This is a genomic window from Arcticibacter sp. MXS-1, assembly GCF_041902385.1.
Classification (GTDB): Bacteria; Bacteroidota; Bacteroidia; order Sphingobacteriales; family Sphingobacteriaceae; genus Arcticibacter.
On the sequence record NZ_CP169244.1, the window covers coordinates 2,599,789 to 2,617,813 of the forward strand.

The window sequence follows — 18,025 nt, forward strand, 5'->3', positions numbered from 1 at the left end:
CAGAAATCTTTTTAATAACCTGGATTCTGCGTCATAGCGCCTTTATTCAGGTCAATGGCCGTTGTGGGGATCGGCCGGAGTATTTTTAGCTTCCCGTCAGGTCCCAGGAAAGGGTTGATGTTCTTGTCGAACCAGTTAACTTTGATCTCTCTGTTCAAGGTTTTGGTTCTGTCGACCAGGGTGCCCGTACGTTTCAGGTCGAACCATCTGTGAAACTCACCAACCAGCTCTCTCGCCCGCTCGTCGAGTATAAAGTTTGTATTCACATCAGCAGCCGATATCATCATTTCCGCTGCTTTTCCTGGCTTCGCCGCTCTTTTCCGGACCTCGTTGATCCGTTCGGCGGCAAGGGCGGTATTGTTGGCGCGCAAATAGGCTTCTGCAGCGATGAGATACGTTTCTCCAAGTCTTGCAAGAAACAGGTCACGGGTACTTGATCCGTTCCCGACAGAGAATAGCGACTTTGGATCGTCAAACTTCTTTACCGTCGGGGTGGCATTGTCTGCTACTGTTCTTTGTGACGCTTCCCAGTCCGGCGAATACGGAATTACGGTAGCATTATTCCGGTGCGCCGGATCCTCTGCTTTCCATTGCTCCGCTGTACGGGTGTCCCATTTGGGCTTGTAATAATATTTGATGTTCAGATTGGCCCTTTCTGCTTTCCTGTCATAGTAATCATAATAGCGCTGATAATAGTTGATCATGAAGGTTGCGTCAAAGCGGGCGTCATTTGCGGTAAACGCGTCAAATACATACATCGTGGGACAGAGAGCGTAGTTTCTCCATGGATAACCCTGAGTACCGCCCTGTCCCCCCTGATAAGGGCCGAAAAAGTTCCCCTGCCCGTTTCCCCCCGTTGTCTGTGTAGGTAACGATCCCGGATCATACTGGATGGAGAAAACAATCTCCGGATCTTTTTCATTGCCCGGATAGAAGAGATCCTCGAAGGAGGTGGTGAGCTTTTGCCCGTTGATAGCCTGGTCTGCGTACTGAGCGGCAGTTACAAAGTCTTCAGGCTTGCCGATTGGCTCTGAATAGTCTCCCATCAGATAATCCTTTGTCAGGTAGCCTTTTGTCAGATACACCTTGGCCAGATAGTGCCGGACGGCACGTTTGTTAACCCTTCCGTATTGCTGGGCCGTCTCGGGGACGAGATCGAGCGCCGCCTTCATCTCGCTAATGATGAAGTCGTAAACCTCTGCTTCCGTGTTTCGGCCAAACTGGTCTTTCGGTTCCTTCAGGTAATCAGTTACAATAGGAACGCCTCCGAAGGTTTGCACCAGAAGGAAGTAATAGTACGCACGTAGGAACTGCATTTCTCCCTTCCTCTGAGGAAGATTGGCGGAAGCTGCAGTGTGCTCGTTAAAATAAAGCGCGGTATTGCAGACCTGAATAGACCTGTAGAGGTTGGTGTAGAAGGCCAGCACGTAAGGGTCATCAGGGTTCAGGTTCCTGTATTCGCTGAGACTTTTCGGCTGGTCACCTGTGCGTCCTTCTACATACATGTCCGTTCCGGCCTCAAAGAGGTAGGCGCTGCTGGTGCCGGTGTAGGCATACACGTTCCGAAGAGTTGAATAAGCCGAGTTGATCAGTTTCTCGTATCCTTCGGTGGTTGTGTAATAGGTGTCGGCAACGATATTCGATTTATTGTCTTCCTCCAGGAAGTCTTTACAGCCCGCCGCGAATATCAGCAGCAGTGCTGCAATGGAAAATTTTATAGTCTTCATAATAAAGTTCCTAGAATTTAAGGTTTACACCAAACTGGTACGTGACGGTAGAAGGAGCAAGGTTGTTCAAAGATCCGCCCGAATTGTTGTTGTTATCCCACGGGTTAACATTCGGATCTACGCCGCTTGCTCCCTCGGGGTCAAAACCGTCGAACTTGGTCCACACAAAGGGATTCAGCACGTTGGCGTATACCCTTAAGCCCTTTATATGCATTTGCTTTACAATGCCGGCCGGGAGCGTGTAACCCAGCGAGATATTCTGCACCTTCACGAAGGAGACGTCTTTGTAGTATCCGACGCCAGCAATGCCGCTCCAGTAGGGACCTACATTATTCGGCATGGGGTAGGCGGTGGATGTACGGGTAGGAGTGACTTTGTTTTCGGACATGTAATAGTCGTAGTAAACCTTCATAGTACCCCGGTCCGCATAGTTTCCGAACTGGGAATGGAAAGGACTGAAGATTTGCATTCCCTGCCGGGCAAAGAGAGAGGCAGAGAGGTCAAACGCTTTCCATGTGAGCTGAGTAGAGAAACCGCCCGTCCACTTAGGGTCTTTTTGCCCGATGATGGCCCGATCGTCTGTGCTGCTGATCTTGCCGTCATTGTTTACATCCCTCACCTTGGCCTGGCCGGGAAACTGACCATAGTCGGCAGCCTGCGCCCGTTCTGATTCAACCCAGATCCCGTCGTAGATATAGGTGTAGTTTACGTTGATCGGCTTGCCAATGAACCACTTGTTTCCAACCATATCCTGCTTCCCGTTCAGGAGCTCGATAATGGCATTTTTGTTCCGCGAGAAAGTGAAGGAAGTTGTCCAGCTAAATTTTGGAGTACTGATATTCACGGTCCGGAGGGATAGCTCGATCCCCTTGTTACTTACGGAACTCACATTGTCTACGATCGATGTATAGCCGTTCTCCACAGGAATGAGGCGGTTGAGGATGAGGCCCTCAGACCGCTTGTCATACACGTCGACTGAGCCGCTGATCTTTCCCCGGAGGAAGCCGTAGTCGAGCCCCAGATCATACTCCCGAGTCCGTTCCCAGGTAAGACTGACGTTGGGCAGGCGACCGGGGGCATAGCCGAGCCCAAGCGTTCCGCCGTAGTCATAGAAAGATGGACTGCCTAGTGTAGCCTGAGTTCCGTAGGGCTGCACACCATTGTTGTTTCCGGCTTTACCTGCGCTCAGTCGTAATTTCAGGTCTGAAATAAAGGTGTACTTCTTAATGAAATCCTCGTCGCCCATCTGCCATGCTAGTGCAACAGAAGGGAAAGATGCCCATTTATTACCTTCGGCCAGACGGGAGGCTCCGTCCCAGCGGTTGACAAGAGTAATAAAGTACCGGTTTTTATAAGAATAATTGAGGCGCGCCATATACGACATCAGTGAAAACTGGCTGAACTCGCTCGTTGCCTTCTGCCGGTTTGATGAGGACCCCAAATTATGATAGGATGAGTTGAATGGTAGGTCGTTTACGCGTGTAGAGTCTTGCTCGAAGCGGTCCTTCTGAATGCTGTAAAGCCCGGTAAAGTTGAAGCTATGATCCTTGATATCCTTTTTCACAGTTATCATATTGTCAAGGATATAGGAGAACGTTTGCTGGTTCACACGCTGGGCATCAGGCAGGAGGCCATCTCCCTCCGTAGTCAGCGAGCCCCAGAACCTGCCGTTCCTCATATTGGAAACGCTGGGCTGGAAGGATGAGCGCAGGCTGAGCCAGGGAGCGGGAGCAAACTGCAGGAACAGGTTAGCTACGCCAAAGTTACGGCGCGTGTTGTTCTCGGTATTCGGAATCTCCAGAAGGGGGTTTACCGTACTGGTCACGCTGGTCGTGGTGTTCGCATTCACGGGGATTTGTCCCGGGCGGAAGACCAGATTTCCCTGCTCATCGTAAGGCTTAAAGATGGGAGCCATGGCGAAAGCGTTCCGTATCCCCACGTCGCTGCCGCGCTCCATCTCCGATATCGAGTAGTTTAAGCTTAAGCCTGCTGTCCAGTATTTGTTCAGATCCGATTCAACGCTCGATTTAATGTTGTAACGGTCGAAGGTTTCCTGCAGGAAGTTGCCTTTCTCATTCTGATAGCCTGCGCCGATAACATAGCGGATCTTTCCATTATCGCTGACGCCAGAGGCGGTGAGCCAATGGTTTGACTGTATCCCCCTCTTGATCACCAGGTCCTGCCAATCAGTGTATTCTTTATCAGCAACGCGCTGCAGGATGGTCGGGTTGTTAAAGCTTCCAATAGTATTGTCGTAATTAGTTCTGCCAGCGAGGAGTTCAGGAGAAATATAGGCGTTCTGCCTGAACTCCCACCACTGGTCACCAGTCATGAAGTTAGGCATGCTGGTAACGCTTCGGATTCCAACATAGCCGTCATATGAAAGAGTAGGACCGCCTTTTACGCTGGCGCCGCCTTTGGTGCTGACGATGATCACCCCATTCGATCCCCTCGATCCATAAATAGCCGTGGCTGCCGCATCTTTCAGCACATCCATTTTGGCAATATCCTGGGGGTTAAGGAAGTTGATGTCGGGCACGATGACGCCGTCGACGACATATAAGGGCTGACTTCCGGCCAGTGAGTTCTGCCCGCGGATCTGGACGTTGAAGCCGGCCCCCGCTCTTCCTGATCCCTGCGAGATGTCAACCCCTGCTACCTGGCCCTGCACTCCCTGAAGCGGGTTCACCGTCCCCCGTTCCGCGATTGCCTGTCCCGTTACACTCCCTACTGCAGTGGCCACCTGCGCCCTCTTCATGGTACCATAGCCCACAACCACGACTTCGTCAAGAGCCTTTGTATCGCTGGTCATTTTGATATTTAACCGGGCCTGCGTCCATGCAGGTACTTCCTGAGGCTGGTAGCCCATATAGCTGAACAGAAGGGTAGCTCCAGGAGTTGTGACGGTGACTGTGAACGATCCCGCAGCATCGGTACTTGCACCCGTGTTCGTCCCTTTTACCTTTACTGACACGCCGATAAGCGGTTCACCCGTTTTGGCGTCAGTGACGGTCCCGCTGATCCGCCTGTTCTGCGAGTAGGCAGTCTGGACCGAGAGGCAAACGATCATCATAAGAAAGTAATACAATTTGGTCATAGATTCAGAATTTGGTTAGTATAAAAGTGAATTGCTTGTTGTGCTTAGCTATTGCACCAGGTTCCAGTATGGCTTATTTTCATAGAGCTTTTTATAATTGGTGGTCCGGCAGTGCAGTATTCAAATATATGCCATGAGATCTTATCTGCATCCTGTACTGTCCTGTCGGTAGATGTGTTTTGCCTGGTATTACCGTGAGGTTCGGTAATAATACCGGAAGAAGGAGGGCACTTCGGCCGTACATTATATCTGTCATACCGGTGGCAGGGCGCGCTTCTCAAAATTTTATCGCTTAGTCTGGTTGTTCCTGAACCAGTTTCAGAGCAGTCGCCGTAGGCAATAGCATTGCTTGTCCTCGCCGGAAAGCTCTTCATCGACTCATGTGTGAAGCCGGGTTCCTGGCTCAAAGACTGTGGCGCTTGCGACCTGCCGTACCTTTTGCGAGGAATGGGCGGGACAGCTGCGAGAGTTCTGTGTTCCGGCATTTATCTTTTTACAATCCGGCTCCGGCGCCGCTTCGAATTTTCTCCGGGTGGTGCCGGAGCCGGATTGAAGCGGCATCGGAGAAATGTAAAAGAAAAGGCGAACTTGTCTGCCGGCATTCCCGAACTGGTCTCAGCGAATAAGGCCCAACGCTGGGTCGAATGCTATCTTCTTGCTCTGACAAATCCGGACAAATTCGAACAAATTCAGACAATTATGGACACGAAGGTTTGAAAATTAGGTTTTTGTTGTGTTGCTCGCTACGTTTGTTCTGCCAGGCAGCGTTACCGGTAAAAGCAAGCCTGGCACGAAACAGAAATTTTGACAACTTAAAAATTAAATCAAAATGGGAGAAATGAGAACGGGAGCCAGGGGAGGGTTCCCTGGGAAAGCAGAAAGCCTGCATGCGGCGGCAAATCGTTTTCATCATATTATGACAGATCGGTGGTTTTTGCTGTATCGGCGGCGGCAGCCGGCCGTCTGATAGTCAGAGGGCGCAATCTCTGATTGGATCGCACCCTCTGAACATCATTCCTGTCAAAACTTAAGTACGCTGATCACCGGGAAGTGATCGGAGGGAAACTTCCCGCGGTAGGTGTCAGTAAGAATTCCCCACTTGATCGCCTTAAATTGTCTGGTTGCGAATATATGGTCAATGATCTCATCGCTTGCCAATGCTCTTTCTGATCCGAATGCGTTAAACGAAGCATTGCTGACATATGGATGCTGTACCTGATAATAGGTGTCGAAGAGAACGCCCGATGTTTTGATGGTTTGATACCAGTCGCTATTATGTCCTCCGTTCAGATCGCCGGTGAAAATAGCAGGAGTTTTGCCGGCAATTTCCCTGACTTTCTTAATGATCAGTTTGCCGCTCTCTACTCTTGCTTTTACTCCCTGATGGTCAAAATGGGCGTTGAAGAAGTAAAACTTCTTTTTAGACTTAAGGTCTTGCAGGTACACCCAGGAACAGATCCTGTTGCAGCAGGTAGCGTCCCAGCCCAGGCCCGGCTTATCAGGGGTCTCTGATAGCCAGAAGTCGCCCTTGTTTAACAGCCGGAAACGATCCTTCCGGTAGAAAATGGCAGAGTGCTCGCCTCCATCCTTGCCGTCATCACGCCCTTTTCCATAATGAGCATACTCAGGCAATGCCGCCTGAATGTCGTCGATCTGGTTTTTCAGTCCCTCCTGGGTGCCCAGAACGTCAAAGTCGTGAAAGCGGATAAGAGACGCCACAACTGGAGCCCGGTCTTTCCATAAGTTCCCGGTGTCGCCAGGGTTGTCGTACCGGAGATTGAACGTGCCGCTAATAATTGTCTGTGCCCTGGTAAGGCAGGGGAGGCACAGAATAAGCGCCAGTGCGCAGATTGTTCTAATGTGCATAATATGATGTGTTTTGTTCTTCCTTTTGCTGGTTACCATCCAGGGTTTTGTCCCAGATTAGTATTAAGTAAACGCTCTGACTCAGGTATTGGATAAAGATATCGCTTTTCGGGCGTTGTCTCGCCCTCATAATACCATCTACGTTCTACATTATTGAGCCAGGTGAGCTCCCCCGACGTTCTGTTAGTTAGTCTTTGAGGGTTTGCGGTGCCTCCGCTGAGCGTCGGAGCAACATTAACATAGGTGACGCCCTTCACCGGGCTGGCGGGCATTTGCTGATAGAAGCATACATCCGGCTGGCCGTCCTCATTGAGGTCAAGTGGTTCATTAAGAGCCGGGACGTAAAAACCGTTCCACGGCAGTGCAAAAAGTTCACCTTTATGCCAGCGTACCAGATCATAAAACCGAAATCCTTCAAAGGCGAGCTCAATCCCACGTTCACGGCGTACCTCCAATAATACCGGGTCGCTTATTTCAGGGAAATAAGTAGACTGCAAATAGGAGTCGATGCTTACGGGGAGGGCCTCTGTATTTCCGGTAATTCCGGCCCGCCGGCGTAATGCTCCTATCGTGCGCGACCAGTCATCGGCAGATAAAGCACCCAGTTCTGCTTTTGCTTCTGCGTAATTTAAAAGGATTTCCGCGTAGCGGATAATACAAATAGAATTTGTGTTACGCGTCCCTCCATCGTAATAGGTATCGTCGAGCGTCCACTTGATTGGCTGATACCCTGTATAGGTATAAGAGAATACCGGCGGCGCCGCTTCTTCCTTTCCCCCGTTTATTCTTTTATAGTTACCCAGACGTATGGTCTGTTTCAGTCTTTTATCGCGCCCTTTTACTTCTTCCATGAAAGTCATGGTTTGGTATCCGGCACGGGAAGTAAAGGGGGTACCGTCTATATTCAGATAAGTGTTTACAAATGTACGGCTAAAGCTGACCCGTGCGCCATAGGTTGCGCTGGTCCAGTACCAGTTGGCGTCGTTCAGCACGTTTAGAGAAGCATTCATGACGTTAGAAAGGATCACCTCGGAAGCTACAGGCGCTTCACTGATAAAAAGCTGACGATAAGAAGCGTCGGTCCCTCCGGCTGTGTTGAGGGTGAACGCGTTGCTTTTAATGACCTGATCTGCCGAGCGGGCTGCTTCCTGTAACCACTCTGCAGCCGTGCTTTCTAACTTATATTGATGGTGGTATTTTCTGAAAGTGCCCTCGAATAGTGCAACTCTCGAACGAAAAGCCCATGCGACGTTTTTTGTGATCAGGCTTCGGCTGTTGTCACTGGTAGTTTTAATATTGTCGCATGCATACTTAAGGTCAGCAAGTACGGAGTCCATCACTAACGTGCGTGAATCGCGCTTGTTGAAAAGCGTAGGGTCATCAATTGTAAATGTTTTATTGATCCATGGTACATCGCCAAAACGTCTGACCTTGTCGAAGTAAAACCATGCTCTGAAAAACCGGGCAAGGCCGTTGTAATGGTTGCGGTCGGACGACGGTACCGCAGGATCTGTGTTGTTTTCAATGAAAAAGTTGATATTGCGAAGTTTCGTCCAATCCCACCCGTCACTTTGCCGCGGTCCATATGCTCCCTTACTCAGGAAGTCGGGCACCTGGCTACGGACGGAGTAGTCGGCAATCTCATCCTGCCTGTGAATCTGGCCCGCCGTGGGCAATACGTCGTAGAAGGACGTCGCATAGAGCTCCAGTCCTTTGGTTGAACCGAACACAACGGGTCTGGTCGCTGTGTCCTCCGGGCTTTGATCAAGTTTCTTACACCCGGAGAGGATAAGCAGGATTACCACTGCTGCAAAACGATAATATGAATGAGGTTTCATCTTCTTGTTCTTTATTTATAATGTGGCTGAAAGTCCGAAAGAAATGCTTTTAAGAATAGGGTAGTTGTTCCCGTTGCCGCTGTTATTATCGTTCGGGTCTTTTTTCGTAGGATCAGGAGGGTTGGTTACGACGTCTGAGCGGCCCAGGTTTTCGACATCAAGATCCCGGGTCAGCTTGTATAGCGGCGACCAGCTCCATAAATTTTCGCCTGTTACGAATAGCCGGATGTTGCTGATGTGCGCTTTCTTTGCAAGAGACGCAGGTAGAGTATAGCCAAGCTGGACGTTCTTCAGGCGGATATAAGCGGCGTTCTGCAGATACCGGGTCTGGTTTTGCCTTAGTTCTCCCGACCCATTCTGAGCTACGTAGCCACGGTATCGGGGAAGGTAGGAATCGGGATTTTCTTCCGACCAGATCTTGCCCAGCTGCCAGGACGGGATCTTGTTATAGGGACGGTTATACTGGCCCCAAAATATTCCTGCTTCAGCGCCGGGATACCAGTCTCTTTTTCCAACTCCCTGGAAGAATGCAAATAATGAGAAGTTTTTCCAGTCGGCACCCAGGTTTATGCCGTAGGTATACCGCGGAGTGGTATTGCCGATGATCTTTCGATCTCCTGGCGAACTCACCGTTTTGTCTCCTTCATTAATTACACCGTCGTTGTTCAGGTCTCTGAACTTGATGTCGCCGGGGAGCAGCTGTCCGCTTGTTGAGGCTTTATAAAGGATCTGCGCCTGTCGGTATGCGTCCGCCTCTTCTTTGGTTTTAAAGAATCCTTCCGTCTCGAAGCCCCATATCTCGCCTAATGTCTGGCCCACATAATAATCGTCCAGGCGCATTTCAGGGTTGTTGTATTTCATGATCTTTGCGGTATAGTCGGCCATCGTGAGACGCACGTCATAATGAAATGGACTGGATCCGAGTGTGAACTGGTCTCTCCATGTAAGTGATGCTTCCCATCCTTTTGTCTTCAGGTCGGCGTAGTTCCCTTCCGGAACTTTCGTGCCGAACACAGCAGGAAGGCTTAGCCCCTTGGTAAACATATCGGTTGTTTTCCTGATGTAGGCGTCTGCTGTAAAGGTAAGCTTGTTAGAAAGCAAGGCCAGATCAATCCCCAGGTTCTGAGTGGTAGATGTTTCCCATGTGAGTCCTGCCGGCAGCACGTTCGGCTGTTGTGTTTTTTGCGGCCGGCTGCCGTTCATGATGCGTTCTGACTGGGTGATACTGAATTTTTCCTGGTACATGTACGAGTCGATGCTTCCGTTGCCCAGTGACCCCCATGATGCCCGGATCTTCAGGTCAGAGATCACGGCAGGGGCGATCTTCCAGAACGGTTCTTTGGAGAGCCTCCATCCTGCGGAGACGGATGGGAAGAATGCCCAGCGCTGCTCGGAGGGAAATTTTGATGAACCATCGTACCGTCCGTTCAACTCCAGCAGATACCGGTCTTTGAATCCGTAGTTGATGCGATAGAATCCCCCTCTCACCACCCATTGGTCCCAGCCCCCGCCAGTTTCAATAGACTGGCCGAGCGCCAGGTTCAGGTCTTTTGCATTTTCGAAGATCCCGTTCCTCATGACCCGCAAGCCCTTATAAGTAGATTGCTCGTTGTTAAATCCTGCCAGGACTTTCACATAGTGGCTCTCGCCGATCTTAGGCTCATACTCGCCATAGATGTTAGTAGCCATGTATTGCGTCGTCCTGTTTGTTACCTGCAGGTCGTTGGTAGTTGCTCCCAGATACTCGATAACACCGGGCTTGCGACTGTAGGGTACCTGAATCCTTCTGCGCTCGTCGTCATTATCGGTATTCTGAAATGTGAAATCCCCTTTTACTCGCAGTTGATTTTTTATGAACTGTGTGGCAAAAGACGTGGTGTTTCTGAAAACCCGCTTATCCATATCAATTCCGTTTTTTCCGTACCATAAGTCGCCAACGGTATAAGCCGCTGAGTAGGTTAGGGTGCCGTCGGGATTAAACAGGGGAGCCATGGTATGTCCTTCATCTGCGATGTTCCTCCAAATGCCGCCGCCTTCGCCAACGTTGATGGGATTGAAGTAGCTGATGGATGAGTAGTCGGCATTGTTACTGACTCTCAGCCATGGCAGTGCCTGGATTGATCCTTTTGCCCGAAGGTTATAGCTTTTGTAATCATCAGAATTATAGCGGAACAATCCGCTTTGATCGTACAGCCGTCCCGAAATATAGAAGTCTGCCTTTCCTGTGCTCCCCGAGAAAGACAGATTGTGATCCATAGCGCTATTATGGTCTTTATACAGGAGCTTGTACCAGTCGGTGTTCTCATAATAAACATATTCTCCCGCATCGTTTACTTCCGTTTTGGGCAACCCCGGGTTTTCGTTGCGGCGCTTAAACTCTTCCAGATAAGCCTGAGAGAACTTGACTGTTTTATTTACATTCTGCGGCGTTTGAGAATAGTCGTTCCAGGCCGACCATGCCTCATTGAACATGCTGGCGAACTGGTATCCATTCGTGACAAAGTCGGGCAGAGTGGTAGGCCTTTTGATGGCCTGGTTAAATGAATAGTTGATGGTGATGCGGTCTTTTGAAGGCGCTTTAGTCGTAATCAATACCACTCCGAAAGCAGCGCGCGCACCATAGATGGCCGCAGATGCCGCGTCTTTAAGTATTGACACACTTTCAATATCATTGGGGTTGATGCGCGAGGGGTCTCCCTCTACTCCATCGATAAGCACAAGAGCATTTCCTCCCTGGCCAATAGAAGTCGTACCCCTGATATTCATAGTAGGAGATTGGATGGGTTTTCCGTCTAAAGGGACGATGTTGAGGTTAGGCAGGAAGCCCTGCAGTCCCTGGGTAGCGTTTGCTACAGGACGGTTTGCAAAAACTTCTGAGGTCACCTGGTCTACAGCGCCTGTAAGATTCTCCCGTTTCTGTGTTCCGTATCCAACTACCACCACTTCGTTGAGAGAGCCGGCAGCAGGCTTCATCGTGAGAGGCAAATGCAATGTTTCTCCACTTTTAACGCGATTTCCCGCAACTTTCAGTGGTTCATAAGAGATGTAGCTTACCAGCAACGTGTATGTGCCTTCCTTTACACTCAGTACAAACTTTCCGTTTATGTCAGATACCGCTCCAAGCTTCAGCTCCTCGATGCGTATGCTTGCTCCTGGCAGAGGGTCGCCTTTTTCATCTTTGATTGTACCGGTGATCCGGCCCGGTTCCTGTTTTTGTTTCAGGGCTGGTGCTTTAAAAATGGTGATAACCCCATCACGTTCTTCTTTGTAGGTTAAGGAGCTGTTTTTGAGTAACGCGGATAATATAACGTCTAAACGTTCATTGCTGAAGACCAGCTCTCCGGTAACAGATTTTTCCGCTTCGAGAACTTTGGGATCGTAAGCGAACTCCGCTTTGCTCTTGATTTCAAGCTTTTGGACAGCCGCTATAAGCCGCTCGTTCCTGAAGCTAATGTTGATGCGGGCTGATGATACGTAGGCGGGAACACCGGATACTGAACGCGGCGCCAACAGCAGGGGGCAGATTATGAAAAGGATTAAACGTATTGCTTTCTGCGTGAGCAGTAAGTGTTTTTTCATATTTTTGATTTCTTGGTGATTAATTGCATGATTTCCAGGTGGCGGACCTCAGGCGGCGATCTGTAAGGTCCGTATACATCCGGCCCTGCTACAGGGCCGGATTAAATTCGTTTTAGTAGATCTCAATTACATTGTTCTTCCTCCTGTGCTGATTTTGGTGTACTGAGCAGATCACTGACAGTGTTGCTTCCAGTGGTCTTGAGGCAATAAGCTGAAGGTTATAATGATACGCGGCGATCTCTGCGCTTTCTGCTCGCAGCTCAACGCCGTATACGTTCCGCATGACGGATGCCAGCTCATTAAAGTCTGCTCCTCTTAGCCAAATTCTTCCTTCCCGCCATGAGCTGCTTTCCTCCGACCCGAATTCTTCTACTTTGTACTGCCGGTTCGAGCGACGATAGACAATCCTCGATTCCGGATTCAAGACAGCGAGAACCTGCTCTTTTCGCCTTATTTCAACGCGTCCTGTACTAACGGTCACCCTGATCTCCGGTAGGGCACGATAGGCACTTATATTGAAGGATGTGCCGAGTACCCCGGTCCGTAAGCCGTTTGGCATTTGGACAATAAACGGCCTCGTTTTATCTTTTGTGACTTCAAAGAATGCCTCCCCTTCATCCAGAAATACCTCTCTCTTCCTGGTTTCGCCAAAACTTTTGCCGATTCTCAGCCTGCTTCCAGAATTGAGCCATACGCGCGACCTATCCGGAAGTATTATTGTTCTCACAGCCCCCGTGCCTGCTTCATAGCTCAGATAACTTTCAGAATTCCTATGCCGGATCAGGTAGCCTGCCGTTATGGAGAGAACGGTGAAAAGAATGATTGCAGCCGCGTACGGTATATATCTGCTGATTCTATGTGCCGGTGATTTTTGGGGATGCCAGCGGGCGCTGAGCGAGCCGTAGATATCTTCTTTCAGAGATGCTTCCTTACCCGGTTTCCGGAAAAGCAACAAATCTTCATTGTCACGCTCATCGTGATACCATTGCTCCACCAGAAGTTCTTCTGCCTGCGTGGCTTTACCCTCTGTGTATCTCTTTAAGAGGTCTCTAAATTTTTCAGTCTTCAATTGAAAGGGCCTTTTATTACAGGTACCCTAAGCCAGCCTGAGTTACTTTAAGTCAGTGTTATGTTTCTGTTTAGTGTTTGTTAAGGACAGAAAGGATCACCATGAGGGTGGAAAGGTAGTTTTCGGGGTAATGCGAGGCTACTCTTTTTCTGATGCGTTTGAGTGCTTCTGACAAGTTATTTGAGACCGTTTGCTCTGCAATGTTCAGTATAGTTGCAATTTCTTTGATGCTGTAGTTGTCGTTCCTGAGCAGGTAAGCCTGCTTCATATTTTCGGGCAGCTGGCTCACCTCCTGCTCCAGAATCGCTTCCAGTTCATAGTATGGGAACATTTCGTGAATATGGCTTACCGCAGCGTTCATCCTTTCCATCCCATACTCAAGGACTTTTTGCTTGATGCTCTCGGAGCGAAAATGCTTCAGTACTTGTAGTTTTACTGCTCCAACGAGGAAATTTTCGATGTGGGTTCTGATAGATAAATTCGATCTGTTTTGCCAAACCGAGATGTATACGGTCTGGACAAGGTCTTTAGCCGTTTCTTCATCATCTGTACGCCGGTAAGCGATGGTGAAAAGCTTTTTCCAGTATCGGTCGTAAATGAGGTCGTACGCGCTGGGATCGCCCTTTTTTAGTCTGACTAGGAGATCGTCCTGGTAAATTTCAGTCATACCCTTACAGATTTACGGCCAAATGTACGATTACATTGTAAACAGAAGATTAAGGATTGCGCAGCCGGCAATCCTTAATCCTTGTTCCATTGTCAGGCTTTTAAGATAACCCGGCCCATCGCCGGATCGCTGATACTTGTTTTGCCGGTTTCCACATGTCCGGCGTAGTGCCTGGAGTAATTGGAAAAGCCTGCTATACGAATAAAGGTATCATACCACCCTGAGGATTTCTTTAGATCGATAACCTGGTGAAGACCGGACGCCGGAGGTAGAAGAAGTGTCTTTTTTCCATTTCCATATGACTTGTCTTCAATTTCGATTTTATAACTGGTGGTTCGGCTTTTATTCCTGAAGTTTAAAATCAGATTTCCGGTAATTTTATCCAGCTGGTTGTTCAGCTTTTCATACGATGCAGAAACTTCGATTTCGGGATCCTGCTCGCTGCCCCTGAATTCTCGAAAGAATCCGTTGACGCCGTATACCCTTAAATGGTACTTATCGTCCTCAAAGCTGCTAACGTTCCAGTTATAAGAAACTGTATCGCCGGCGGCAACAGCGAAAGCCCAGTTGTGCATCGGTTCAATTACTGTTTCCTCATTTTTTTCGAGCGCGTATGCAGGAGGCGCGTAGACGTTAAAGGCTGCTCCGGCCGACTTTTTGCCAAAAAGCTGCTGACCGGCTGTAAAACTGATGCGAACGTTTTTACGACTCTCATCCAGCTGTGAATCTGCGTAGAGCTCGTAGGGCAGGGGGCAGGCCTCACGTACCCCCGGCTCCTGCCGGGGCAGTAAGGTGCTGGCCGCGGCATTATGGGAGGCTAGCCGTATTTCGTTCTCACTAAAAGCCTTAAAGTTTCCGGGCAACGCTTTCAGCCGTGCCTCGTAGATCTGTTCAATCACCTCGTCGCGTTTTAGAAAGGCTGGATTTTTCGCCGGCTCATTCGCCGAAGGTCTGAATACAGAACTGAGATCTCCACAAATAGTTCGTCTCCAGTCCGTGATATTCGTTTCCCTGACGGTCTTGCCCGTTTTTTGTTCGATGAAGTTTTCAAGGAACATCAGGGAAGAGGTGAGGTCAAAGACCTGGGAGTTCACCCAGCCGCCGCGTGTCCAGGGCGATGCAACGACCAGCGGCACCCGGTATCCGAGTCCAATGGGGCTTTCCCGATGCATCGCTGAGTTTTCAGTTCGCGCCTTTTCCTGCTCCAGCGTTACCCATTCCGCCCTGGTGTCGATTCCTTTTGATACAGCGCCCGTGTAGGGCCGCGAAGAATGAGGGGGGACAAACGGAGGAATATGGTCAAAGTAGCCATCGTTCTCGTCGTAGGTGAGAATAAAGACTGTTTTCTTCCACACCTGCGGATTCTGTGTAAGAATGTCGAGAGCCTCCGACACGTACCATGCTCCGAACCATGGGGAGCCTGGATGGTCTGAAAAGTTGCAGGGCGCCACCAGCCAGGAGACCATGGGCAGCTGGTTGTTTTCTACATCCATCCGGAACTGATGGAAAATGTCTCCTTTGGGCACCTTCACTTCACGTTGTCCGTCCTTATCTGCGTATTGAAGTGCAGTTAGGCGATGATAGTCGGGATCATTGGTGTTGGTTACAAAGGCCTTTCTGTGAATGTTCTTTTCAAAGTCGGAGAGTTTATTAAACTCTTTTTCGCTGAATTGAAGGCGTGCGTCTTCAACCTCTTTGAATTCCTGTTTTTTCTTTGCAAGTTCTTCTCTTGCTTTTTGGCTGGCCGCCCCGCCGCCTTGCTGTTTCTCCAGCTCCGCAATTTCGCTGCGAAGCTTTCTGGAAAGTCCGTCAAGGTATTCCCTGTGTGCCGGATGGAAACGTACGTGAAATTGCCTGTGAAACTCCAGGTTATTGTCTGTAAAATTGGCAAGCCAGTTCTCCTCTTCGTCCTCAAAGCCGACTGGCAGGCTTAGTTCATTCTGATATACCTTCCAGGGAATGCCGGCTTTTTCTAGTCTTTCTGGAAAAGTTGTCCAGCCAACGTCCTTATAATTGATTTCACCGTTCCAAACGTGGGCTTTGGAGTTTTCATCGTGCGGGTTCTCACGGATCGTCCCTGACCAAAAGTACGACCGGTTGGCACTTGTGCCCGTCAAGGAGGAGCAGAAATGCTGGTCGCAGACGGTGAAAGCGTCAGCTAACGAATAGTAGAAGGGAATGTCATGCCGGTCATAGTAGCCGAGTGTGAGCGGCATGTGCGCATATGCCGGATTGCCAGCTTTTTTGGCTTCCAGCCAGGTATCGAACCTGCCGTTGTTACGCGCGTCCACCTGATCGCTCCAGGAGTGAGGCAGGGATCCCATCCAGGTCGCTTTTGAGTTCTTCAGATCAAGACGGAAGGGCGCAAATGTTTCTCCTGTCTTGTTTGTCTGAAGCCATACCGGCCTTTGTCCGGGAAGCTCAATAGCACGCGGGTCGTTGAAGCCTCTCACCCCTCTGAGCGTGCCATAGCAGTGATCAAACGACCTGTTTTCCTGCATCAGGAATACAATGTGCTCGGCATCAAGATAGGTGCTGCCAGCTTCGGGTTCAATGGCCAGTGCTCTTTGTATAGCAGGCGGCAGGACACTGAACAGTCCTGCAGCTCCTGTTAATAGTCCTGCCTTTTTGAGAAACTCTCTCCGTGATTCGGTTCTGCTCATGTCTTAAATATACCAACAACTTATTTTATCCACCAGGTAGCCTGATTGATCAGGTCTTTTCCTTCGCCGAATTGTCTTTTAATAGCCTCCGTTACATTGGCGCCATTATAGTTGTATTCCGACTGCGGATATATCCAACGGAAGGGTATAGAAACACCTGCCGGCCTTCTGAATGAGGGGTATCCGGTCCGGAGATGATCGAAGAAAGGTGTCCAGCCCGACTGGAAGAATGACCTCAGGTATTTTTGCATCATAATGAGCTCCAGCTTCTCGTCGTTACTGGCGGCCTGAGAAAAATCGTTGATCGGCTTTTTGAGATAGGCAGAGGCGGCTTGCTCCGAAACGTACTGCTCGTACCCCTTTGCGTATGTCTCATAAAACTTGAAAGAGGCTTTTACCCCCTGCTCATAGAAAGTTTTAGCGTCGCCGCTGATCCATCCCCGTACCACAGCCTCCGCGAGAATGAATTGCTGTTCTGCAAAACCCAGCAATACTCTTGGTTCGACAGTCGGGTCCTTGTGATAGCGATCGTTCACTTTTGACGTTTTACCAGCCGCCGCTTTCAGGTTTACCTGTGCGTAAGGGGCAGCAGGGTCGCCTCCTTCGTAGGAACTGAAGTCGTTGATAGCCTTGCCTGCTTCTTTTCCGAGCTTCGTTTGTGTACAGTAGATAAACAAACGCGGATCTTCGCGATCCTGCAGCCGTTTGATAAAAGTGGAGTCCATGTACATTCCTGATCCGAAGCCGCTGGAGTTGAATTCGGGATAGCGGTTCCCCTCCTGATTTAAAAATACGAGCTGTGCGTTATCTGATTCGCTGGCCAGCAACGGCTCCTTATCCACTATGGCAGCAAAGCTTGATACGACAGCAAGATCGGCCTCTCCACTTCTTTTCGAAAGCGTTAATAAGACTTTGAGGCGAAAGGCATTGATCACTTTCTGCCACTTTGCAACATTCCCGCCGTAAATAACATCGCCTGCAATGATCGTGTTAGCTGATTTCAACAGGTCGCTCGCCTCTGAAAGTTCTTTCAGGATGCCCGCAAAGACCGCCTTTTGGCTGTCATAAGCAGGATTGGTCATGCTGAGATCCTTCTCCGCCAGAAGAGCGTTGCTGTAAGGGATGTCACCAAAGGTGAGGGTAAGATTGTAGAAGTAATATGCCCTGAAAAATTTCGAGAGAGCAACGTACGTATTGTCGTTAATCCGTACTGCCTCTTCTGCCATTTTCGAGACGTTTCTTAGACTCCCGTAGGGGTCGAAACTTGACCGGTCCCATTTGTAATATTGGTTCGCGTTTTCACCATCAGTTTGAACGAGCATTTTGTTCGCATACAAAGGTCCGGTGCCTCCAAATTCCATGAATGCGTCCCACTCAATCTTCGTCAAGAGCAAGCGGGGGTGGGTGGTACTTGCATTATTGGGGTCCACGTTCATGTCGCCAAAGTCGTTGCAAGAGCAGAGAACAAGCGCTGTTATCACACACAAACTGTAAAATATATTCTTGATCATGGTATTTT

9 protein-coding genes are annotated in these 18,025 nt (G+C 49.5%); all 9 read right to left on the bottom strand.

What is annotated here, in order from left to right; all coding sequences use genetic code 11:
- Window positions 1-11: 11 nt before the first annotated feature.
- Complete coding sequence (locus ACES2C_RS11315; protein WP_374163218.1) at window positions 12-1,727, bottom strand: RagB/SusD family nutrient uptake outer membrane protein; 1,716 nt, start codon at window positions 1,725-1,727, stop codon at window positions 12-14.
- A 10-nt stretch (window positions 1,728-1,737) separates the two neighbouring features.
- Window positions 1,738-4,824: a SusC/RagA family TonB-linked outer membrane protein gene (locus ACES2C_RS11320; RefSeq protein ID WP_374163219.1), complete on the bottom strand. Its 3,087-nt coding sequence runs from the start codon at window positions 4,822-4,824 to the stop codon at window positions 1,738-1,740.
- A 1,020-nt stretch (window positions 4,825-5,844) separates the two neighbouring features.
- The gene (locus ACES2C_RS11325) at window positions 5,845-6,690 is read right to left on the bottom strand and encodes an endonuclease/exonuclease/phosphatase family protein (protein ID WP_374163220.1); all 846 of its coding nucleotides are present in this window, start codon (window positions 6,688-6,690) and stop codon (window positions 5,845-5,847) included.
- Between the two features lie 32 nt (window positions 6,691-6,722).
- A complete protein-coding gene (locus ACES2C_RS11330) occupies window positions 6,723-8,528 on the bottom strand; it encodes a RagB/SusD family nutrient uptake outer membrane protein (protein WP_374163221.1) in 1,806 nt (601 codons plus the stop codon).
- Window positions 8,529-8,543: 15 nt separating this feature from the next.
- The gene (locus ACES2C_RS11335) at window positions 8,544-12,107 is read right to left on the bottom strand and encodes a SusC/RagA family TonB-linked outer membrane protein (protein ID WP_374163222.1); all 3,564 of its coding nucleotides are present in this window, start codon (window positions 12,105-12,107) and stop codon (window positions 8,544-8,546) included.
- A gap of 112 nt (window positions 12,108-12,219) precedes the next feature.
- On the bottom strand, window positions 12,220-13,176 hold the full coding sequence (locus ACES2C_RS11340) for a FecR family protein (protein ID WP_374163223.1): 957 nt from the start codon (window positions 13,174-13,176) through the stop codon (window positions 12,220-12,222).
- 70 nt (window positions 13,177-13,246) lie between these two features.
- Window positions 13,247-13,843: an RNA polymerase sigma factor gene (locus ACES2C_RS11345; protein WP_374163224.1), complete on the bottom strand. Its 597-nt coding sequence runs from the start codon at window positions 13,841-13,843 to the stop codon at window positions 13,247-13,249.
- 92 nt (window positions 13,844-13,935) lie between these two features.
- The gene (locus ACES2C_RS11350) at window positions 13,936-16,506 is read right to left on the bottom strand and encodes a phosphocholine-specific phospholipase C (protein ID WP_374163225.1); all 2,571 of its coding nucleotides are present in this window, start codon (window positions 16,504-16,506) and stop codon (window positions 13,936-13,938) included.
- 20 nt (window positions 16,507-16,526) lie between these two features.
- On the bottom strand, window positions 16,527-18,017 hold the full coding sequence (locus ACES2C_RS11355) for a SusD/RagB family nutrient-binding outer membrane lipoprotein (protein WP_374163226.1): 1,491 nt from the start codon (window positions 18,015-18,017) through the stop codon (window positions 16,527-16,529).
- Window positions 18,018-18,025: the final 8 nt, after the last annotated feature.